Consider the following 20,854-nt stretch of genomic DNA (forward strand, 5'->3'; position numbering starts at 1 on the left):
AGTATTGGGTCTGGTTTAGTATTCACTGCCTGCCCGGTGCCGGGCGGGCTCTGCAGTCAGTTCCCTGTGCGACACCCCCGCTTGTTGCGTTTTACCGGCCTGTTGCTCGGGCTGGCTCTGCTCACTGGCTCGGCCACGCCCGACCCGGCCGTGCAAACGCGTGATTTTCAGTCCTACTTCGCCGCCTACGGGTTGCGGGGCTCCTTTCTGGTGCTGAATGCCGACACCCGGCAGTACACAGCCTACGACCTGGACCGGTGCCGGCAGGGCTTTTTGCCGGCTTCTACCTTCAAGATTCCTAACTCACTTATCGGCCTCGAAACCGGGGCTGTGCGCGACACGGCTGAAGTATTCCGGTGGGACGGAGTGAAGCGCAGCTTTCCGCAGTGGAACCAGGACATGAGCTTCGGACGGGCCCTGCGGGTGTCGTGCCTGCCGTGCTACCAGCAGATTGCCCGGCGTGTGGGGGCCGAGCGCTACCAGCAGTGGCTGCCCAAGCTGCGCTTCGGCCGGATGCAGGTGACGCCGGCCACGGTCGACTCGTTCTGGGTGGTCGGCCCTTCGCGCATCACGCAATTCGAGCAAATCGACTTTTTGCAGCGCCTCCAACAAGGCAAGCTGCCCGTGAGCAAGCGCACTCAGGAGTTAACCAAAGACCTGCTGGTGTTAAGCCGCGGCCCCGGTTGGGTGTTGCGCGGCAAAACCGGCTGGGCCATGCGGCAAGGTCAGGACAACGGCTGGTTTGTGGGCTGGGTAGAGCAGAAAGGCAAGGCTCATTTCTTTGCCCTGAACGTAGAGCCAGCCGACGGAAAACCGGCCACGAGTGCCTTCATCCAAGGCCGACGCGCCGTCACGGAGCGAATCTTACAGCAAGAGTTCGGACTGCTGGCTGGTCCGGGTAAACCGTAATTTGCAGCCTATGTCAACCCTCATTTTAACCGTGCCTGGCCTGGGCAGCTCCGGCCCGGAGCACTGGCAGAGCCTGTGGGAACACCTGTATGGCTACCAGCGCGTAGAGCAGCGCGAATGGGATGCGCCCCGCCGCCCCGATTGGGTGGCCACGCTGGCCCAGGCCGTGCAAGCCGCCCCTGGCCCGGTAGTGCTGGTGGGTCATAGTTTGGCGTGCAGCACCATTGCGTACTGGGCCTGGCAACACGCGGCCAGCAAGGTGCACGGAGCCCTGCTCGTCGCGCCTGCCGACACTGAGCAAGCTGACTTTCCTGCCGAGGCCGTCGATTTTGCTCCCATGCCCTTGCGGGAGCTGCCGTTTCCCAGCATCGTAGTGGCTTCTACCAACGACGAGTACGTGACGCTGGCGCGGGCTACCGAATTTGCCCGGGCCTGGGGCAGCCGGCTGGTTAATGCCGGGGCCCTGGGCCACCTGAACTCCACCTCCGGACTGGGTCAGTGGCCGGCAGGGCACGCGCTGCTGCAGGAACTGGTGGCCGGCCGCTGAACCTAGCAGCGAAGCGCCGCCTCAGCAGCCGGCCTATGTTAGCTCAGGATACTACCGGAGCGGCCCGGCCTCCTGATACAGCCGTCTACTCCGTCGGGGTGGCAGCCGGTTGGGGCTCATCGGGGTCAGTGGTAGGAGAAAAGTCCTCGGCTGACTCATCCGCGGCCGGGGTGGGAGCGAAGCGGTCCTTGAAGCGGGCATACAGGGCATTCATGCCCAGCAGCAGCAGGCCCATCAGGATAAAGACTACCGCCCGGGTGACGGTGCCGCGCTGACTCAGATCGAAGAACACCAGGCGCACCAGGCAGACGGCCACGCCGGCCAGGGAGGCGTAGCGGAAATCCTGGCGGCGCAGCAGCAGGCTACTCACGAACAGAGCCACGACTTCCAGCATCAGCAGCACCGTAAGCACCGAGCGGTCGAAGGACTGCACGAGGAGCACGGTAAGAGCCACGAAGGCCGGGTAGAGCAGTGCCGCCACCAACTGCCGGGGACTAAGCTGCCCCAGGCGGGCCAGGCCACTTAGGCCCGCGGGCCAGTAAAGTGGTTTGGCCGTAGCGTGAGATTGTAGAGCTACCGCGGCGTACGCAAACTGTAAAGCCACCGCTCCGGCCGTAGTCAGCCACCGGACGCTCAGCAGCTGGCCGGGTGCCAGGTAGCGCAGAGCCACGTACGTCGCCCAGATAGTCGATAGCCAGAAAAACAGCACGCCGTAGAGCTGCACCCGGTGCAGTTGTTCGGGTAGGCGGCCTCCACCCAGGGTGAGGGCAAAAGCCAGGGCCAGCCACGACAGCGCCAACCAGGTGAGCCGCACTTCATACCCGAGCGTAAAGCCCAGGAACAGCAGCGTCAGCTCGGGCAGATACGGGTGCAGTAGCTGCCAGCTGCGGTAAACGGGAGCGGTAGCCGGCGGCCGGCGCCAGGCCAGGCCCGCCAGTACCAGCACCAAGGCTGCTGCCGTGAGGCGACGGGTAGGTACGTGCCATAGCTCGGCGGTGCCCGGCACTTCATGGTAAAAATGCCAAAGCAGAGCCCACGCCAGCAAGCCGTAGGCCACGTGCAGCAGGTGCCGGTCGGGGCTGCCCTGGCGGGTTAGCGCGGCGGGGTCGGAGAAGCGGCGACGTAGCCATTGAGCTGCTCCGGCCGCCAGCGCAATTGCCCCGCACCATACCAGCACGGCAAGCGCCTCGAACCGGACCGGAGCCGTAGCCCAGCCCAGAACCAACACGTGCAGGCCCAGCAAATACAGCCAGGGCCACCGAACGTGGCGAGCCTGCGCCTGCCACCAGGAAAAGGCCAGGCCCGGTGCGGCCAGTAGCACCAGGGGCAGCAAATACAGCAGGGCGGCGCCGGAATTCAGCCCCGGCTCCGCCACCAAAACATGGTGCCATTGCAGCAGATGATACCCGGCCGCGGCCAGCAGCAGGCCTACCCACAAGCCGGGCACCCGCACCGAGCGCCGCAATGCCAGCAACGCCCCAGCAATGCCCACGGCTACCCAGCCCGCCCAGGTATGGTGGTAAATTAGTCCGGCGGCGGCCAGCAGCAGCAAGCCCGCTACCGTGCCCAGCACCCGCAGGCGGTAAGCCGGATTGTAGGAGAACGGCAGCAAATCGTACTCCGGGGCCGCCAGGCGCACCAGTGTAGCCTGGGCTGCTGCCGTAGCCAGGGCGGCCAGGGTCAGTAGCAACGCCCGTTGTTCTGGACTCAGCTGACCCGTGCCGTACACTACTACGGGCAGCAGCGTAGCCAGCAGCAGCGTAGCGTAAAGCTGCACGCGGTATACCCACCACTCGCGGCGCCCGGCCAGCAGCCCCAGCATCAGCAGAAACTCGGCGTAGAGCAGCACCGTGGTCAGCGGCCAGCTTAGGCCTAGTTTGTGCAAGCCCAGCACGGCTATGCTCAGCAGAAGCTGACCTACCAGCAGGTGCAGGATCCGAAACCACTCAACACCGCCGTGCAGCCACCGACTCAGCCCAAAAACCAAGCCCGCCGCCACTACCGCCCCGCTCACCAGCGCTGCCGCCGGGGGCTGAGGCGGGCCAAACAATGCCTGCAAAAGCAGACCTGCCCCAGCCAGATACAGGACCCCCGTCAGGCCGCCCAGACCCTGGTACAGGCTCCGGTCGGGCGACGTGCTGACCTGGGCGCTCAGCCAGAGCTGGCGGGCAAAAAGCTGGAAAAACACGGCGCTGGCCAAGCCCGCGGCGAGTAGCAACACTGTGTTGCGGTGCAGCGCGGCTGGGGGCAGCACAGACCAGTGCAGGCCGGCGGCCAGCAGTAGCCAGAACCCAGCCAGCAGCGCCGCGCCGAGGTACATGCGAAACGCTACCACTTCTGTAGCCCGGCTCAGCAGCCAGGTCAGGGCCAGGGTTTCCAGGTAGAGCACGGCTGCCGTGGCGGGCCACACCAATCCCAGCTTGTGCAGACCCAGAATAGCCACAGTCAGCAGCATCTGCCCCGCTAACAGGTGCAGAATCCGGAACCACTCGGTGCTGCCGCGCAGCCAGCGGCTTAGGCCAAAGACTAGTCCGGCCGCCACTGCCGCCCCACTTATCAAGGCCAGTGCCGGCGGTTGCGGCGGGCCAAACAATGCCTGCAAAAGCACCCCCGCCCCGGCCAGATACAGGACCCCCGTCAGGCCGCCCAAACCCTGGTGCAAGCTTCGCTCGGGCGAGGCACTGGCCTGAGCACTCAGCCAGAGCGGACGGGAAAGCTGGCGGAAAAAGACGGCGCTTAACAGGCCCGCCCCGAGCAGCAGCAGCGCATTGCGGTGCAAGCTGGCCGCTGGCAACTGCTGCCCAGGCCCGGTGCCGGCCAGCAGTAGCCACAGACCCGCCAGCAGCGCCGCCCCAAGGTACATGCGGAATGCATGGACTTCCGTGGCCCGGCCTAATAGCCAGGTCAGGGCCAGAACTTCGAGGTAAAGCACGGCCGCCGTGGCGGGCCACACCAGTCCCAGCTTGTGCAGCCCCAGAATGGCCACGGTCAGCAATACCTGCCCGGCGGCAAAGTGCAGGGTGCGGAACCAGGCCGGCTCCCCACGCAGCTGCCGGGCCAGGGCAAATACCACCCCGGCGGCGGCCAGGGCCTCGCCAATCAGCAGGCCCACAGACGGATTTCGTATGCCGAACAACGCCTGTAGGACCAGTGCCGCCGCGCTCAGGTATAAGGCCCCGACGAGGCCGCCAAAACCCTGGTGCAACGCCCGGTTGGTGGGAGAATCCTGAGCGTCGGGTTCAAGTAGGGGTTGGGAAAAGGTCAGGCGGAAGTAGCCCGCGCCCAGGCTGGCGGCCAAAAACACAATCAGGGCGTTGCGTTGCAGCTCGGCCGGCGAGTAGCTGGTGAGCTGGGCGGTTATCATTACCAGCAGGCCTGCGCCAGCCAGCAAAGCGCCCACACTGGCCACCCGGAACACCAGGGCTTCCCGCTCCCGGGCCATAATAAAGGCAATCAGCAGGGCTTCGAGCAGCATAAATAGGCCCACGACCGGCCCTGTAGCGTGCCAGCCCTGCAGCGAAAAGGCCGTAGCCAGGGCCAAAATCAGGGAAATGATGGTGTCGGTCTGAAACAGCCACTGAATGCCCAGCTGCCGGGCCCGGCGGGCTACGAAGAAGGTCAGCACCGCGCCCAGGGCCAGCGGAATAGTTTTCCAGGGCGAGCCGGTGCTGTATTGGTAGAGGTTGAAGCCCAGCGTGGTCCAGTTGAGCACGTGGGCGGCAAAAAGCAGGGCATCAAAGCGGGAATCGGCGTACACGCGGCGGTACTGTACCACGGCCGCCGCCACGCCCACCAGCACCACCAGGCTCATAGCCGTTACGCGGGCCACACCCGTCAGGGGCTGGGCCAGGTGGAAGTGCCAGTATTGATGAAAGACAAAAAAGCTCAGAATGCTCAGCAGCAGCTGGTATTTCCACTGCTGCCGGTAGGTAATGGCAATGCAGAAGGCCGTAACCGCCGTGGCCGTGCCCAGCGTAATTAAATCGGGCGGAATAACGGCCAGGGCCACCAGGCTCAGCACCCCGTGCAGCGTCGCCACCGACTCCCGGCTGCTGGTCCAGGCCAGCCAGAGGTTGGCCGCTACGCCCGTCAGCAGCAGCCCGTAGCTCAGCGGCGGCGCGGCCCACTGCAGGCCCGGTACGCTGGTAGCCCCCACGCAGGCAAACAGGAAAATAGCCGCTGCACTGCTTTGTAGCCACACGTGCAGGCGCTGAGCAAAGGGCTTGGTACGCAGGTAATAATTCAAGCCCAGCAGGGCCCCGGCAAACCCCGAAATCATGGCGAAGCGCACCGGCGGCTTGACCTGCACGGCCGTGTAAATTCCCAGAAACCCGACGCCGATAACCAGCACCACGGCGCCCAGAATACCGGTCCAGTTGTCGAGCAACACCTGTTCGGTTCGTTCCCACCACGTAGGCTCGGCGGGCTCCGTGGGAACGGGCCGGGGCGCCGGCCGCGGTGGGGCCGGGGGCGTAAAAACCGGTTCGGGCTTGGATTCCGGTTTGGGTTCCGGGCGCGGTGCAGGCCGGGGCTCCGTACTTGGCGCCGGCTTGGGCTGGGCAGGAGCCGGGGAAGGGGTTGGAACAACGGGCGGCGCTACCGGTGCGGCTGGAGAACCAACGGGTGGCAGAACCGGCTCAGCAGTTGGCGGAGTTGGCACCGGAGCCGGTGGTACTGTCGGAGTGGAAATGGCGGGCTCAGCAGCCGGGGTGGCAACCGGCGGCACAACTGGCGCAACCGGCTCGGGAGCTGCCACCGGCGAAGCTACGGGTACCGGCGGCGTGGGTACAACCGGTGGAACGACCGGCGTAGACGTGACTGAAATTGCCGGTGCGGCTGGCAGCGGAGCTATTACTTTGGGCTCTACCGGGGTGGCTGGAGTAGCCGGAATGGCTACCGGCCGGGCAGGTACTACGGCGGGAGCCGTGGTAGTGGCTGAAGCTGCGGTAGCCGGCGCAGCAGCTACCGGCGCGGCGGGGCGCGGTGGGGCAGTCCGTATGGGTGGGGCGTCGCGGAGTTCCTGGAGCTCTCTGCGCAGCTGCTCTACCTGGGTTAGCAACTGGGCGTGGCCGGTTTCGCGCTCGGTCAGGCGCTGCTCCAGTCGTTTGAGTCGGTCCCTGAAGCCGTGGTAAACCAGGGCCACTACTACCGTCACAACTATGACTAGCAAAGCCTCCATACGCTACTATTGCTGGATGAAAATCGGAGAATCTTGGCCGCCGCCAAAGCTGGGTGAAAGGCTCGGGCCGAGCTGCCGGCCGCGTAGGCCCGGACTTGGAAGCTGAAACTTACTGATTTATTCCAATCGTTTCGGCGTACGCTGCCAAAGTCCGGAGCTGAAGCGTGGCAGCTGCTTTCGATGGCCGGGCGCGGAGGAGGTAGCGGCAGTAGCCCCGGCGCGTTGCGGCACCTGCCCAAGAGTTGTAGCTTGCCGCCGTTATGCTCTCCTACAAGCACGAAATATTCCTGGAAGTGGCCCGCCTGCTGAGCTTCACCAAGGCCAGCCAAAACCTGTTCGTGAGCCAGTCGGCCGTGAGCAAGCACGTAAAGGCCCTGGAAGAAGAGTACAAAATCGGACTGTTCGAGCGGCTCGGCAACACCGTCAAGCTCACGCCCGCCGGGCAGTTGCTCTACCAAAAGCTGCTGGTTGCCAAGCAGCTCCAGCACGAGCTCCACCAGGAGTTCACAGCCCTGAGCGCCGACTATTCCCCGCGCTTTCGGATGATGATTGGGGCCAGTACCACCATTTCGCTCTACGTGCTGCCCCCGGTGCTGTCGGCCTACCTCAACAAGAACCCCAACATTCAGCTCACGCTCAAAAACCGCAACAGCGAGAACATCCTCAAAGCCCTACTCGACCACGAAATTGACCTGGGCATCATCGAGGGCATCAACAAAGTCAGCAACGTGACTTACACCCCGTTCCTGACCGACGATGTCATTGCCGTGTGCTCGGCCAAAAACCCGCTCAACCGGCAAAACCTCACGGTGCAGGACTTGCACAACGTGCCGCTGGCCGTGCGCGAAGTCGGCTCGGGCACCCTGGCCGTGCTGGAAGAAGCGCTGGCTGAACACCACCTCAAACTGCCCGACTTGCCGGTAAAAGTGCGGCTGGGCGGTACGGAAGCCCTCAAAAACTTCGTGCGCGTCGATACCTGCCTGGCGTTTCTGCCCCGGCAGGCGGTAGTCAAGGAGCTGGAGTCGGGGGAGCTGCTCGAAGTCCCGATTCAGGGACTGGCCATGCGGCGGCAGTTCAACTTCATCCAACGCCGGGGCACCGAAAACAACTTGCCCTACAAAGATTTCGTGCAGTTCATGAAGCGGCACTATTCGAAAAGGGAATAGGCTATTCCGAATCCCTATTTTGTTTTCGCATACCGCCGGGGCTACTTGCCGTTCTAAAGCGCAACTGTTTAGCCCCGCCCCATGGAAACCTGCACCGCCCTTACCTCTCGAATCCAGATCCTGGAATGCTCCGCCTGTGGCCGGCCCCACTCGGCCTTCACCTTGCAGCGGGTATCGGAGTGCTGCCAGATGCCGCTGCTGGCTGTTTACGACCTGCACGAGCCCCTAAGCAAAGCCAGCATCTGCCAGACTGAGGGCTCGATGTGGCGCTACCGCGAAGTGCTGCCTTTGCTCCATGATGAAAACCGCGTCAGCCTGGGCGAAGGATTTACCCCCATTCTGGACCTGAAGCGCCTGGGCAGCCGCTACGACCTGCACTCATTGGTGCTCAAGGATGAAGGCAAAAACCCAACGGGCTCATTTAAGGCCCGGGGCCTGAGCATGGCTATTTCCAAGGCCAAGGAGCTGGGTATTGAGGGCTGCATTGTGCCCACCGCTGGCAACGCGGGCGTGGCCATGGCCGCCTACTGTGCCAAGGCCGGTATGCGGGCCGTAGTGGCCATGCCCCGGCACACGCCTAAGGCCTTCCGGGAAGAGTGCTACTGGTACGGGGCCGAAGTGGAGCTGATTGACGGCCTCATCAACGACTGCGCCGCCTGGGTGCGCCAAACCAACGCCAGCGGGGCCCTGCTCGACGTTTCGACGCTGAAGGAGCCCTACCGTATTGAGGGCAAAAAAACCATGGGCTACGAAATTGCCGAGCAGCTAAACTGGACCCTGCCCGACGTGATATTGTACCCCGCCGGCGGCGGCACCGGCCTGATTGGCATCTGGAAGGCCTTCCAGGAAATGAAAGCCCTGGGCTGGCTGGCTCCCGACGTGCAGCTGCCGCGCATGGTGGCCGTGCAGGCTGCCAACTGCTGCCCCCTGATTGAAACCTATACGGGCCGGCAGGCCAATGCCCACCACTACGTTGGCAAACCCACCATTGCCAACGGACTGGCCGTGCCGCGCCCCTTGGGTGAACCTCTCATGCTGGACGTGCTGCGCGAGTCGCAGGGCACGGTCGTGAGCATCACCGACGAGCAGATGGTGGAAGGCATGCGGGAACTGGGCCGCCTTGAAGGCCTGTTTGTAGCCCCCGAAGGTGCCGCCGTCTGGATGGCTGCCCGCCACCTGCTCAGCACCGGCTGGCTGCGGGCCGACGAGAAAATTCTGCTGCTCAACACTGGTGCCGGCCAGAAATACCTCGACAACGTGGAAGGCCAGTACTAAGCCGGTAGGGTAAAAACACCGGCTTTCAGTAGCTTGCTGCTCTACCAAAGGCGGAACTAATGGACGTAACCTGGGGCTGGCAGCACGTTAACTTTTACCCCGATGAGCGCCGGGAGCAGGATCCGATTACCGAAGCCGAGGCGCTGGCTGCTTACACCGATTTTCCCTGGCAAGCTCAGCTCGATCAGCTCAATGAACGATACCGGGCCGGCACAACCAGCGTGCCGCCCGGCGTCTGGTTTCGGCGCGGCTCCGAAACCCTGACCCTTACCAGAGCCAACGAATGGGCCGTACTGGCCGATTATCAGCTAGTGCAGGCGGCGTACTTTTACGAGCTTTCCGAGAGCTGGTGGGCCCATACCCTCGCCCCGGAAGATCTGATTCAAATGTTTTTCGCGGGCAGCCTAAGTCAGTGGCCTGGCTGGCACAATGCCGACCCCGACCCTTACCTGGACCGGGCTACAGCTGCCGCCCCGGAGTTAGTACGCTTTGTGTCGGTCAGCCGCGCTTCCTGGCGGGTGTGGTGGCCGCTGCTTGGGGCCGGGGTAGTTGGCGTACTGGTGTTGCTTTTTACCTCTCTGCCTTGGTGGGCGCCGTCGATGGGCGGTTTGTGGGCCCTGCTGCTATTGGGGCCGGAAGCCTGGCTGAAATGGCAGTATGCCCGCGTCAGTGAGGGGCAGCAAGTATCCATAAACCCGGTGGAGCATCGGCTACGGGTGCAGGACCGCTGGGGCGTATTGGAATTTGACCGGGAGCAGGTGCGCGAGTGTAGCGTGGTGCGGGGCGTAGCCGACCGGTACTCTACCCGGGAGTACGCCCACATCGTTTTTCAGCTGAAAAACCGGCAGGTGTGCGTTATAACCCACGAAACTGGTCCGCCCGAAGAAATTGCCCGGCTGTTGGGCGTACATTACCAATCGGTAGCCGGCTTTCCTTCCATTCAGCACCGGCACCTGTCGGAGCAGGAGCTGGCCGCGGCCGCGGCGGACCATCAGCGGCGCATCGTCGAGTTCCGGGAGCGTTTTAGCGGGTATAGCTCGGCGCAGCTAGAGGCAATAGTGCACGGCCCGGAGCGTTACGCCAGCCACGCCGTAGCGGCGGCCGAGCAGCTGCTTCTAAGCCGGACCATAACCAACCGCTGATTTTACGGTACACTAGCAACATGTCGAAGCTTCTGCTCCTTGCTGCCGTAGCCTTGGTCGTTGGGGTGCTGGCGTTTGCCGGCTGGAAGAAGCGCGAGCAGCCCGTACCGCTACCCACGCAAGTTAACGCTATGAAAGCCAATCAGGACCGTCTGTACGCCGATGTCGAGTTTCTGACCGAGCTGCGCCCGGCTCGCAACTACCGCAACCTGACTTCGCTCAACAAAGCGGCCGACTACATCAAGGCCGAGTTCGACAAGCTGGATTGCCGGGTCCAGGAGCAGCCTTTTCGGGCCGATGGGCAGCAGTACCGCAACATCATTGCCTCCTTTGGCCCGGCCGAAGCGGAGCGCATCATTGTGGGGGCCCACTACGACGTGTGCGGCGACCAGCCCGGGGCCGACGACAACGCCAGCGCCGTGGCCGGCCTGCTCGAAACGGCCCGCCTGCTCCACGCCCAAAAGCCCCAGCTCACCCGCCGCATCGACTTTGTAGCGTATTCGCTCGAAGAGCCGCCGTTTTTCGGGACCGACGACATGGGCAGCGCCGTGCACGCCAAGTCCCTGCACCACCAGAACGTAGCCGTCCGGGCCATGATCTGCTACGAAATGATTGGCTACTTCAGCGACGAACCCGGCTCCCAGCGCTTCCCGAACGAGCAGCTGGCCAAGCTTTTTCCCAACACCGGCAACTTCATTACGGTAGTGGGCAAAGAAGGGCAGGAGGCCATTGTAAGCCAAGTCCAGCAGCTCATGCAGGCCCACGCCGACATCGACGTGCAGCGCATCAACCTGCCCAGCGCCGTGGGCCTGGCCGGCCTTTCCGACCACCGCAACTACTGGCGCTACGGCTACCAGGCCCTGATGATTAACGACACTTCTTTTCTGCGCAACGCCAATTACCACCAACCCACCGATACCATCGACACGCTCGACTTCCGGCGCATGGCCGAAGTCGTCAATGGTGTGCTGGGGGCCGTTCTGGGGTTGTAATAAGGGGGTTAGCTGCGCAAAGCCATCAGCCAGATATACACCAGCGTGCCGCCCAGAAAGGCCAGGAAAATGCCGCCCTCAAAGGGCAGCGCCAGTACCTGGGCCAGCACGGCCACCCCGCCCAGGGCGGCCAGGCCCCAGCCAAACCAGCGCGACTGTTGCCGGCGCTTCGGCTGCCACTGCCGCTGGGTGCCCACTAGCGGAAAGAGCAGAGCCAGGGCTATAATGCCGGCCGTAACCAACGGCGCAACGCCCGCCAAATGACCCGCGCCCAGCAGCGCCAAGCCGCCCAGCAGCACGCCTAAGAACTGATTGGAGTAGCGGGTATCCTCCTCGCTGAGGGCGTAGCGGCCGTAGCGGTTAAAACGCAGCAGGGAGTTAAAGAGCGGCTCGGCAAACCAGCTCATATACACCAGCACTAGGTACAGCGGCAGCAGCATGGGCACTAGCCGGGAGAGCACAAACAGGCCGATAAACATGCCCTGGCGCATGTTTGGGCTCATGGTCTGGGTCCAAACGGTGTAGCGGTAAAACCAGTTGTAAAGCCAGAAGCGCGACTTCAGGGCCGCTACCAGCCCTTCCCGGGCGTAATCGGAAGTGGGGTTTAGGCGCAGGGCTTCCTGGAAATGCTTGGCAGCTTCCTTGGCCCGGCCCCGCTCCAGGGCTACCCAGCCCAGGTCGGCGTGGGTGCCGGCGTCGGTAGGGTCGTGGCGCAGGGCTTCGTCGAAGTTGGCCGAGGCTTCGTCGCCGCGGCCGAGGCGGGCCAGGCAGCGGGCCCGCAGCCCCAGACAATCTACGTGCGTAGGGTCGGCAGCCAGGCCGGCTTCGGCCGCCCGCAGCGCGGCGTGTAGCTGGCCCTGCTGAAAGCGAATCTGGCCCAGCACGTGCTGGTAGTCGGCATCCTCGGGGTTGAGGCTCAAGGCTTCCTCAATGGCCGTTAGTGCGGCCGGAATATTTTGCTGCCGCAGCTGCACGGCGCTGAGCACGTAAAAAGCAAAAGCGTTTTCCGGGTCAAGGTGAATGGCCTGCTCCACTGAGCCTTGAGCGGCGGGCAGCTGCTCCTGAGCCATTTGAGCCAGGGCCAGCAGGCACAGCAGCGGACTGTTGTCGGGGTCGTCGCGCAGCTGGCGGCGGGCTTCCTGCTCGGCCTCGGCGGGGCGCTGGTGCTGGAGTAAGAGCTGAACGCGGCCAATATTCGAGTACGAATTCATAAGGCAATCAAGGGGAGCAAAAGAGAAAGACAAGGCGCCAAGGCGCAGTGCCGAAACCAAGTTAGCGGGGCGCCTGCACCAGTCGGCGAAATTGCCAGTACAGGAGCCCGGTGGTAAAAAGTAGGAGTAGAAGCGGACCGTATGGCCAGGTAGCCTCGTGCAGAGCGACAAGGATGCTGCCGGCCAGCGTTAGCCCCGCCAGTAGCAGGCGGCCCATTGGCGACGCCGTGGGCAGGGGGCGGTGGGCTGCCTCTTTCAGCAGGGCCCCGATGCTGATAACTATCGTCGTCAGGCCCCCGGTCAGGCCCGGGCCCAGGCTGCTTTCCGGCAGACCCAGCCAGAGCAGCAACCAGATCAGGCCCGTCGTCCAGGCCAGGATAAGCAAGGCTACTGCCGCTGGAGCCCCATAGCGGTACAGGGTCTGCTGGGCGTAGGGCATGGCGTGGTCGGGCCGGTTGCGCAGCCGCCGCACCTCGGGGTGCAGCCGCCAGTACACCGCCTCAAAGCCCAGGAACAGCAGCAAGGGAATGCACAGCATACTTAGCGGCACCAGAATCAGTAGGAAGTGGCCCCAGGCTTTGAGTTGCCTGCGCTTAGTGCCCTCCGAAATAAAAGTCAAATACCGGTCGAGGCGCAAGGCCACGCGCCCAATGCCCAGCTGCCGCCGAATGGCCTGGCTGGCGCCCGCCAAAGCTTCCGGGTCGTTGGGCGCGAGTCGCAGCACTTCCTGGTAATGCAGTTGCGCCTGCGCAAACTGCTCCCGGCGCAAGGCTTCCCGGCCCAGCATCCGATAGGCGGCAGGTAGCGTAGGATGGGCTTGGCGCAACTGCCCCAGAGCAACGGCCAAGTCGTCCCACTTGCTTTGCTGCTGCAAGGCTTCGGCCCTTTGCAGCCGGCAGCCGGCGTGCGTAGGATCGTAGGCCAGCCCCAGTTCCGCCACTCGCTGGGCTTCGGCTGGCTGATTGAAGCCCAGGTACACCTGAGCCCGGGCTCCCAGGTACTTCGGGTTCCAGGGCTGCAGGCGCAGTGCCTCGTCGATGGCCTCCACCATGGCCGGTACCAGGTTCAGCTGGGAGCAAATCAGGCACAGCAGGTAGTGGGCCTCACTGGTAGCCGGGTCCAGGGCCAGCGCGTCCTGGGCGGCCGTGCGGGCCTCCGGGTAGCGGGCCTGCTGGTAAAGCGCGGCGGCCAAAAGCACATGAGCATATATTTCCCGCGGATGGCGCACGAGCTGCTGGCGCAGCAGGGTTTCGGCTTGCTGCGGCCGGTGCACTGCCAGCAGGTGCTGCACCGCTTCCTGCCAGCGGCTATCCGAGGGAAAAGACATGGCTGATCCGACTACTTTTTGATGCCCAGGTAAGTCAGAATGTCGTCGTAGTTGCCACCTTCGTTCGAGTACAAAGCGTAGTTTTTGGCCGTGGCAAACCACTCCTTCGTGCTGGGCTTTACCTGCTTGGCGGCAGCCAGTAGGTTGGTTTGCTGCACCGGCAGTGGCTTTCCTGCCTTCATCGACTCGCGTAGGCAGGCTTCCACGGCCACATCCACCACCGCCTGCAAATCGGCGCCGGAAAGGCCGGCTGTTTGGGCAGCCAGGGCATTCAGGTTCAGGCCGGGCGCCACGGGCTTGCCGCGCAGCAGCACTTCCAGAATGGCCACGCGGGCGGGCTCATCAGGTGGGGTTACCAGCACAATCCGGTCGAAGCGGCCGGGGCGGCGGAAGGCTGGGTCCAGGTGCCAGGGCGCGTTAGTGGCGGCCAGAATCAACACTCCGTCGTTGGAGTGCCGGGCCCCGTCGAGTTCCTCCAGAAACTGGTTGATAAGGGTGCGGCCGGCGCTCTGGCGTAGGTCGTGGCGGTTGGCGGCTAGGGCATCTACTTCGTCGAAGAACAGCACGCACGGAGCCTGCACCCGGGCCAGTTCAAACAGGTCGTGGAGCTTTTTCTCGCTCTGCCCCATCCACATATCCAGAATGTCGTTGATGCCGACGTGGATAAACGAGGCTTTCACCTCACCGGCCGTGGCCCGGGCCAAATGGGTTTTGCCACAGCCAGGTGGGCCGTAGAGCAGCAGTCCGCCCCCGGCAGCCTTGCCGTAGGCTTTGTACAAGTCGGGGAACTGCAGCGGGTGAATGATTTTGAGACGGATTTCCTCTTTCACCGCCTCCATACCACCCACGTCGTTGAAGGTGATTTTGGGCTTTTCCAAACCCGCAAATAAGGCCCGCTCATCAAGGCCATAGTCGGCCGATACGCTGGCCGAGTAGTCGGCCGGGGCGCCACCCCCGGCGGGCTGGGCGGCCGGGCGCAACCCCAGCTGCTCATCCAAAGCCGGGTCGCGCAGGCTGCTGTCGAATTGTAAGGCCTGTTGGTAGGCAACCCGGGCTTCGTCGGGTGGGCCGCCGGCCCGGGCTAGGAGCCGGGCGTGCAGCAGGTGGGCGCGGGCCTGGTCTGGGTGGTCGCGCAGCAATTCTTCCAGCACGACCAGCGCGGCCGAGGTTTTCTGCAGTGCGGCGTACGTTTCGGCCAGGCCCAGCTGTAGCTCCACATCGTCGGGGGCCTGGCGCAAACCGGTACGGTAGTGCTCCTCGGCCTCGGCGAGGCGGCCGGCTTGCCGCAATAATGTGGCTACATGACGCCGCAGCGGTACATTTTCGGGTGAAAACGCCAGGGCGTCGAGCAGGGGTTGTAAGTCAGATGGATTGGGCAGAGCAGCCATAACACACGCCTAAAATTGAAACTGCAAGCTACGGGTTTTGCCTCCACAAGACCAGTGGTGGGCGGCCCGCTTCGCGGCTTTCGTACCTTTGGCCGCCATTTCCGTTTCTTCAGTCTATGCGCATTCTCCACGTCTTGTCCGCCGATTTCTTTGCCGGTTCCGTCAGCTACGCCGTGCACCTGGCCGAGGCGCACCGGGCCCAGGGCCACGAGGTAATCATGGTGTCGGACATGGACCAGCTGCCCACCGGGGCGTTATGCGTGCAGGCCCCCATTACCAACCGGCGTCATCCGCAGCGCCTGCGCAACATTCTGCTGCTGCGTCGCCTCTTGCGCGAGCACCGGATTGAGGTGGTACACGCTCACTCCCGGGCGGCCAGCTGGGTGGCTTACTTTGCCGTGAAGGGCACCGGCGTGCCGCTGGTTTCCACGGTGCACGGCCGCCAGCACCTGCACACCTCCACCAGCCTCTTCGACATCTACGGCGACCGGGTCATTGCCATTTGCGCCAACCTGAAAACGCACTTAGTGGAGGAAGTAAAGATGCAGCCCGAGAAAATTGTGCTGCTGCCCAACGGTGTCAATTTTGCCGACCAGGCACCCGAGCTGGCTACCCAGGTCCGGCCGCTGCGCCTGTCCTTTATCGGGCGCTTCAATGGGGGCAAGGGTGAGCGGGCAGCCCAATTGCTACAACACGTATTCCCGGCTTTGCTCCGGGAGTTTGCGGTGCTGCGCGTGGCTATGGTAGGAGCGGAGCTGGAACACCTGCCCGCCGCCGGCAAAGCGGCTTTGGCGCAGCTGCAGGCGCAGTTTGGCGAGCGGGTCGAAGTGGTAGGTTTTACCAAGGATGTGCCCGGATGGCTGCAGCAGTCGGCACTGGTGGTGGGAGCGGGGCGCGTCGCCATCGAGGGCCTGGGCGCGGGCTGCAGCGTGCTGGCCCTGGGCGAGGCTGCCTACGCCGGCCTAGTCACGGAAGCTACCTACGAGCAGGCTGCGGCCTCCAACTTCGGCGACATTTCGGCCCATCTGCAGGATACCACAGTCGACTACGGACAGTTGCTCCAGGACGCCCGCACGTTTCTGGCCGCGCCCCACCCGGTGGGGGCGGCCCTGCAGGCCCGGGTGCAGCGCGACTACAGCCTGCCGGTTATTGCCGGGCAGGTGCTGGACGTATACCGCGCCGCCGTGATGAAAAAGCGGGTGCCTGGCTTCATTCCGATTTTGATGTACCACAAAATCCCGACCGAGCCGCTGCAAACCAAGCACCGCATCTTCGTCACCCAACGCAACTTCGAGCAGCACCTGCAGTTTTTTCGGCGCAAAAATTTTACACCCATCACGTTTCTCGACTATCTGGCTTTTGCCAACGGCGAAACAGACCTGCAGGAGTTTCCGGCCCGGCCCATCATCCTCACCTTCGACGACGGCTACACGGATAACTTCACCAACCTGCTGCCCCTGATGCAGCGCTACAACTACCGCGGCGTGCTCTACCTGCTCGGCGACGACGCGGTGCGCTACAACTTCTGGGACGTGGACACCGACCCCACTGAGCCGCGCTGTGAGATTATGAATCTGGAGCAAAAGCGGGCTTTCGTGGCCGCGGGCTGGGAAATCGGGGCCCATACGCTGCAGCATCCCAACCTGACCACGCTACCCGCTGAGCAAGCCGCGCGGGAAATAACCCAGAGCAAGCAGCAGCTAGAGCAGGAACTCGAAACCCCGGTCGTGTCCTTTGCCTACCCCTATGGCGGGCTCAATGAGCAGGTCAAGCAGCTGGTGCGCGAGGCCGGGTTTGCCTTCGGCGTAGCTACCGACACGGGTGGGATGCACCTGGAAGACGACCGGTTCCAGATTTTTCGCATCAATATGTTTCCCGAGGAAACTGCCAGCTCCCTGTTCAAGAAAACTGCGCCCTGGTACCGGAAATATTACCGGTTCAAGCGCAAAAAGTAGCCTGCTGACCTAGTGTAGCCTATCTGCACAAGTGTTACTGCCCACTTGTCGAGAAGTTCGTTGCAGCCACTGCTGAGTGACATTGGCGGAGTGTGCCCGATGGAGGAGGGTGTTTGACTAACAAATGATAGTTATTTTCGGAAATGCCTTTCAAAAAGCAGAGGTTTTGGTATTATGATAGGTATTTTGAGTGAATGCCCTAAATATTTAGGGGTACTTGTATACGTTTTTATGGTTGTTGGCGTAAATTGACCTTCGAATAGAAAGGTAGCCAACTTCAATCCAGTATATGAGTCGTTCTGCAGTCCTTCGCCCGAGCTATAGTTTACTTACGTTGGCCGGGCTCATCATCCTGAGCACTGTCGCCGCCTTCGTCGACCTGCCCCACCCGGCCGCCGTAGCCGGCAGCCTCAACGCGGCCGACATGGCCTGGATGCTGACCGCCACAGCTTTCGTGCTGATCATGACGCCGGGTTTGTCGTTTTTCTACGGGGGCATGGTGCGACCCAAAAACGTCATTTCCACCATGCTGCAGAGCTTCGTGGCCCTGGGCGTCATTTCCCTGGTGTGGTACTTTGTGGGCTTTTCCTTAGCCTACGGCGACTCCTGGCACGGCCTGATCGGCAACCCGCTCACGTTTGTAATGCTGCGCAACGTGGGTACGGCCCCGCACCCGGTGTTGTCGCCCAACATTCCCTTCGTGCTGTTTTTTGCCTTTCAGCTCAAGTTTGCCATCATCACCCCGGCTCTGATTACCGGCTCCTTCGCCGAGCGGGTACGCTTCAAGGCGTACCTGGCCTTTATGGTGCTGTTCTGCATCTTCATTTACTGCCCCCTGGCCCACTGGACCTGGCACCCTGAGGGCTTTCTGCGCAAATGGGGCGTGCTCGACTTTGCCGGGGGAACGGTAGTGCATATTTCGGCCGGTATTGCTTCCCTGGCGGCTGCCATAGTGTTGGGTCCGCGCAGTATTCACGGCCGCAAAACCTCCTTCGTGACGCCCAACGTGCCCTACGTTATCCTGGGTACCGGCCTGCTATGGTTTGGCTGGTTTGGCTTCAATGCCGGCTCGGCCCTGGGGGCCAATGAGCTGGCTGCCCTCTCATTCGTGAATACTAACATGGCCTCGGCCGCCGCCCTGGTGGCTTGGCTGCTGATTGAAGTAGTGCGGGGTGGCAAGCCCACGGCCATGGGCGCTTGCATCGGGGCTGTAGTCGGGCTGGTGGCCATTACGCCCGCCGCCGGCTACGTGACCTACGGCCAAAGTGTGCTGATTGGTGTGCTGGCCGCCCTGATCAGCCAGGCGGCCGTACACTGGCAAAACAGCCGTACTTCAATTGACGACACGCTCGACGTATTTCCCTGCCACGGCCTGGGCGGTATCGTGGGCATGCTGCTCACCGGTGTGTTTGCCGATAAAGTCGGCCTTGTTCACGGCTCGGCCACCACGTTTGGCTACCACGTGCTGGGCCTGGTCATCGTCATCGGCTTTACCTTCATCGGCGCCTGGGTGCTGCTGAAAGTAACGGACCTCATTTTCGGTCTGCGTGTGAAACCTGCTCAGGAAGAGTTAGGCCTCGATTTGAGCCAGCACGAGGAATCTACCTACCACATCGACGAGGAATTCGAGCAAACCTACCGCAAGGAGCAGGTGCGCGAAGCAGTAGAGCAGCAGGTCTGATTCCCGCCGCGGCAGCAAGGCCGTTGAAGAGTGTAAAAAGCAGCGGCCACCGGAAACTCCGGTGGCCGCTGCTTTTGGGTTGGACCGTTGCCGGCTATTATTACTCCATCTTGCTCAGGAAAAAGGCCGTCAGAAAGCCCAGCACCGTTATCAGGCCGGTGAAGTTATGGGCTGTTTCGAAGGCTTCGGGTATCATTGTATCGGCAATCATGGCCAGCACGGCCCCGGCCGCCACGGCCGTGGTGGCCGCTACCACTTCCTGGGAAAAGTGGCTAAAAATCGTGTAGCCCGCCAACGACGCCAGACCCGAAATCAGGGCAATACCCAACCACAGTAGAAAGATGTAGCGCGCCGAGCGGCCCGCCTTCTTCATGCCCGCCGCGCTGGAAAGTCCCTCCGGCAGGTTCGACAGAAAAATGGCCACTACCGCCACCACGCTTACCGCTCCGCCGGCCAGCAAGCTCAGGCCAATGACGATGCTTTCGGGAATCCCGTCGAGCAGGGCGCCGATAGCCAAGGCCATGCCGTTGTCGTCGCCGGGCTCGGTGGCTTCTTTCTGGCCGGTTTGCACTTTTTCGCGCTCTACTTTCTGATGATGCCCCGAGCGTTTGCGGTGCTTAGCACCCTGCCGGGCCAGTAGACAGTTGGCCAGCGTGTAAACCGCGGCCCCGCCCACAAAGCCCAACGCCGTAGAGTCGAGGCCGCCTTTGGCGTAGGCGTCTTCCATTAACTCCAGGGATAAGGTCGAAATCAGCACGCCGCTGCCAAAGGCCATAACGGCGGCAATTACGCGGGGGGCAATGTTGGCGTAGTAGCCAATGGCGGCCCCAATAACTAGGGCGGAGCCGGAAACCAGGCCCCAGAAGCCGGCTACGGCCCAGGTCGGAAAAGTCATGTGTGGCGGATAAGAAAGCTCGACCCGTATACGCACGGTTGGGCTTAGTGGTGCAGCCCTTGGCCCAGTCCGCCTGCTACGGTCTGATTCTCGCCTGCTTATTCCTTGTACTGCGCCAGAACGGCCGGCAGCTTTGCTTCTTCCACAGTAGCCAATCGCACTTTCTTGAACGGGGCCGTATGCCCGCTCAGCAGTTCCACGCTGGATTTATTCACGCCAAACACTTCAGCCAGATACGCCAGTAGGCAGGCATTGGCCTTGCCGTCCTGGGCTGGCGCCTTGAGCCGCACGGTCAGGCTGCCGTCGGCTGCCACGAGGAGCTGGTTCTGGCGGCTGTTGGGTTTGGCTTTGAGGTGGAGCGTAACGGGCATACGAAGGTAAAACGGAGCCCGAAGATACTACGCCGCCGGTGGCGTCGGGGCGGGTTTGCCTAGGCGCGCCTGCCCGAACGGGCACTGATCCAGGACCACGCACCGTGCGCAGGCCGGAGAGTGAAAATAGCAGCACTTCTGCCCGTGAAACATGAGGGCCTCGTGGTGGTCGTACACCTGCTGGGCGTCCCAGTCGGGTGGGAGCAGGGCGGCCAGTACCTTGTGGGCAGGTCCTTCGCCTACTTTGGGACCAATCAGGCCCAGGCGCTGCGCCACGCGGTGGTGGTGACTATCGACGGGCATGGCCGGCAGGCGCAGAGAACTGAAGAGCAGGGTAGCGGCGCTGGTTTTGGGTCCCACTCCGGAAATGGATTCCAACCACGCCCGGGCCTCGGGAATCGGCTTTTCGGCCAGAAAGGTAAGGTCGCAGGGGCCGCCGCACCGTTCGCTGATTTCGCGCAGCACGGCCTGAATCCGTGGGGCTTTCTGCTCGGGCCAGGTGCAGGCGCTGATGGCCTGCTCTACGGCGGCAGTGGGCGCATCGCGCACTTCTTCCCAGGTCGGAAACTCAGCCCGCAGTTGCTGGTAAGCCCGGTGCGACTCCTGGTTGCGGGTGCGGTGCGAGAGCAGGGCGCTAATCAGCTCACTGAGCGGGTCCTTGGTGCTGAAAAACCGGAACGGGGCGCCGTACTCGGCGCACAGCCGTTCGTGCGCCCGCAGGGCCCGCGCCTGGCAGGAAGCAAAATCGGTACAAACGGCTGAGGTAGGTTCCACCCTCAAGCCTTACGCCCGGGGGCGCATGGGGTTGCCCCGGAA

Annotated in this window: 15 protein-coding genes; 8 read left to right on the plus strand and 7 right to left on the minus strand. The window is 63.0% G+C overall.

Annotated elements, in window-relative coordinates; translation table 11 throughout:
• The first annotated feature begins 66 nt into the window (after nt 1–66).
• Both blaOXA and MUN80_RS09920 read left to right on the plus strand, forming a co-directional pair.
• Nucleotides 67–909, plus strand: a complete 843-nt coding sequence (blaOXA, locus tag MUN80_RS09915; protein ID WP_244723009.1) for a class D beta-lactamase — start codon at nt 67–69, stop codon at nt 907–909.
• Between the two features lie 10 nt (nt 910–919).
• A complete protein-coding gene (locus tag MUN80_RS09920; RefSeq protein ID WP_244723011.1) occupies nt 920–1,456 on the plus strand; it encodes an RBBP9/YdeN family alpha/beta hydrolase in 537 nt (178 codons plus the stop codon).
• An 85-nt stretch (nt 1,457–1,541) separates the two neighbouring features.
• On the opposite strand, the gene MUN80_RS09925 is transcribed toward MUN80_RS09920, so the two are convergent.
• Nucleotides 1,542–6,635, minus strand: coding sequence for a DUF2339 domain-containing protein (locus tag MUN80_RS09925; RefSeq protein ID WP_244723013.1), 5,094 nt, complete (start codon nt 6,633–6,635; stop codon nt 1,542–1,544).
• A gap of 260 nt (nt 6,636–6,895) precedes the next feature.
• Here MUN80_RS09925 and MUN80_RS09930 point away from each other — a divergent pair, with 260 nt between their 5' ends.
• From MUN80_RS09930 to MUN80_RS09945, 4 genes are all read left to right on the plus strand, one after another.
• Nucleotides 6,896–7,801, plus strand: coding sequence for a LysR family transcriptional regulator (locus MUN80_RS09930; RefSeq protein WP_244723015.1), 906 nt, complete (start codon nt 6,896–6,898; stop codon nt 7,799–7,801).
• An 81-nt stretch (nt 7,802–7,882) separates the two neighbouring features.
• On the plus strand, nt 7,883–9,076 hold the full coding sequence (locus MUN80_RS09935; protein WP_244723017.1) for a threonine synthase: 1,194 nt from the start codon (nt 7,883–7,885) through the stop codon (nt 9,074–9,076).
• A 59-nt stretch (nt 9,077–9,135) separates the two neighbouring features.
• Nucleotides 9,136–10,218 carry a PH domain-containing protein gene (locus tag MUN80_RS09940; protein WP_244723019.1) on the plus strand — a complete coding sequence of 361 codons (1,083 nt, stop codon included), beginning with the start codon at nt 9,136–9,138 and terminating at the stop codon, nt 10,216–10,218.
• Nucleotides 10,219–10,238: 20 nt separating this feature from the next.
• Entirely contained in the window at nt 10,239–11,210 is a 972-nt protein-coding gene (locus MUN80_RS09945; RefSeq protein ID WP_244723021.1) for a M28 family peptidase, read from the plus strand.
• Nucleotides 11,211–11,218: 8 nt separating this feature from the next.
• On the opposite strand, the gene MUN80_RS09950 is transcribed toward MUN80_RS09945, so the two are convergent.
• The 3 genes from MUN80_RS09950 to MUN80_RS09960 form a co-directional block, all read right to left on the minus strand.
• Nucleotides 11,219–12,421, minus strand: a complete 1,203-nt coding sequence (locus MUN80_RS09950) for a tetratricopeptide repeat protein (protein WP_244723023.1) — start codon at nt 12,419–12,421, stop codon at nt 11,219–11,221.
• Nucleotides 12,422–12,482: 61 nt separating this feature from the next.
• On the minus strand, nt 12,483–13,748 hold the full coding sequence (locus MUN80_RS09955; RefSeq protein ID WP_244723024.1) for a tetratricopeptide repeat protein: 1,266 nt from the start codon (nt 13,746–13,748) through the stop codon (nt 12,483–12,485).
• A gap of 11 nt (nt 13,749–13,759) precedes the next feature.
• Nucleotides 13,760–15,136, minus strand: a complete 1,377-nt coding sequence (locus MUN80_RS09960; RefSeq protein WP_244723029.1) for an ATP-binding protein — start codon at nt 15,134–15,136, stop codon at nt 13,760–13,762.
• Between the two features lie 116 nt (nt 15,137–15,252).
• On the opposite strand from MUN80_RS09960, the gene MUN80_RS09965 reads away from it, so the two are divergent.
• Both MUN80_RS09965 and MUN80_RS09970 read left to right on the plus strand, forming a co-directional pair.
• On the plus strand, nt 15,253–17,091 hold the full coding sequence (locus MUN80_RS09965; RefSeq protein ID WP_244723031.1) for a polysaccharide deacetylase family protein: 1,839 nt from the start codon (nt 15,253–15,255) through the stop codon (nt 17,089–17,091).
• A gap of 289 nt (nt 17,092–17,380) precedes the next feature.
• The gene (locus tag MUN80_RS09970) at nt 17,381–18,772 is read left to right on the plus strand and encodes an ammonium transporter (protein WP_244723045.1); all 1,392 of its coding nucleotides are present in this window, start codon (nt 17,381–17,383) and stop codon (nt 18,770–18,772) included.
• Between the two features lie 100 nt (nt 18,773–18,872).
• On the opposite strand, the gene MUN80_RS09975 is transcribed toward MUN80_RS09970, so the two are convergent.
• The 3 genes from MUN80_RS09975 to MUN80_RS09985 form a co-directional block, all read right to left on the minus strand.
• Nucleotides 18,873–19,667, minus strand: a complete 795-nt coding sequence (locus MUN80_RS09975) for a ZIP family metal transporter (protein ID WP_244723048.1) — start codon at nt 19,665–19,667, stop codon at nt 18,873–18,875.
• A 98-nt stretch (nt 19,668–19,765) separates the two neighbouring features.
• The gene (locus MUN80_RS09980; protein ID WP_244723051.1) at nt 19,766–20,038 is read right to left on the minus strand and encodes a DUF167 domain-containing protein; all 273 of its coding nucleotides are present in this window, start codon (nt 20,036–20,038) and stop codon (nt 19,766–19,768) included.
• Between the two features lie 27 nt (nt 20,039–20,065).
• Nucleotides 20,066–20,812: an endonuclease III domain-containing protein gene (locus MUN80_RS09985; protein ID WP_244723054.1), complete on the minus strand. Its 747-nt coding sequence runs from the start codon at nt 20,810–20,812 to the stop codon at nt 20,066–20,068.
• Between the last annotated feature and the right edge of the window lie 42 nt (nt 20,813–20,854).

Source organism: Hymenobacter cellulosivorans (assembly GCF_022919135.1).
In the GTDB taxonomy this organism is placed as follows: domain Bacteria; phylum Bacteroidota; class Bacteroidia; order Cytophagales; family Hymenobacteraceae; genus Hymenobacter; species Hymenobacter cellulosivorans.

Excerpts from the sequence above, each read along its gene's own strand:
- MUN80_RS09970 (WP_244723045.1), top strand. The coding sequence starts at position 17,381 with ATGAGTCGTTCTGCAGTCCTTCGCCCGAGCTATAGTTTACTTACGTTG.
- MUN80_RS09925 (WP_244723013.1), bottom strand. The coding sequence starts at position 6,635 with ATGGAGGCTTTGCTAGTCATAGTTGTGACGGTAGTAGTGGCCCTGGTT.
- MUN80_RS09930 (WP_244723015.1), top strand. The coding sequence starts at position 6,896 with ATGCTCTCCTACAAGCACGAAATATTCCTGGAAGTGGCCCGCCTGCTG.
- MUN80_RS09975 (WP_244723048.1), bottom strand. The coding sequence starts at position 19,667 with ATGACTTTTCCGACCTGGGCCGTAGCCGGCTTCTGGGGCCTGGTTTCC.
- MUN80_RS09955 (WP_244723024.1), bottom strand. The coding sequence starts at position 13,748 with ATGTCTTTTCCCTCGGATAGCCGCTGGCAGGAAGCGGTGCAGCACCTG.
- MUN80_RS09960 (WP_244723029.1), bottom strand. The coding sequence starts at position 15,136 with ATGGCTGCTCTGCCCAATCCATCTGACTTACAACCCCTGCTCGACGCC.
- MUN80_RS09940 (WP_244723019.1), top strand. The coding sequence starts at position 9,136 with ATGGACGTAACCTGGGGCTGGCAGCACGTTAACTTTTACCCCGATGAG.
- MUN80_RS09920 (WP_244723011.1), top strand. The coding sequence starts at position 920 with ATGTCAACCCTCATTTTAACCGTGCCTGGCCTGGGCAGCTCCGGCCCG.
- MUN80_RS09945 (WP_244723021.1), top strand. The coding sequence starts at position 10,239 with ATGTCGAAGCTTCTGCTCCTTGCTGCCGTAGCCTTGGTCGTTGGGGTG.
- MUN80_RS09935 (WP_244723017.1), top strand. The coding sequence starts at position 7,883 with ATGGAAACCTGCACCGCCCTTACCTCTCGAATCCAGATCCTGGAATGC.
- MUN80_RS09980 (WP_244723051.1), bottom strand. The coding sequence starts at position 20,038 with ATGCCCGTTACGCTCCACCTCAAAGCCAAACCCAACAGCCGCCAGAAC.
- MUN80_RS09965 (WP_244723031.1), top strand. The coding sequence starts at position 15,253 with ATGCGCATTCTCCACGTCTTGTCCGCCGATTTCTTTGCCGGTTCCGTC.
- MUN80_RS09950 (WP_244723023.1), bottom strand. The coding sequence starts at position 12,421 with ATGAATTCGTACTCGAATATTGGCCGCGTTCAGCTCTTACTCCAGCAC.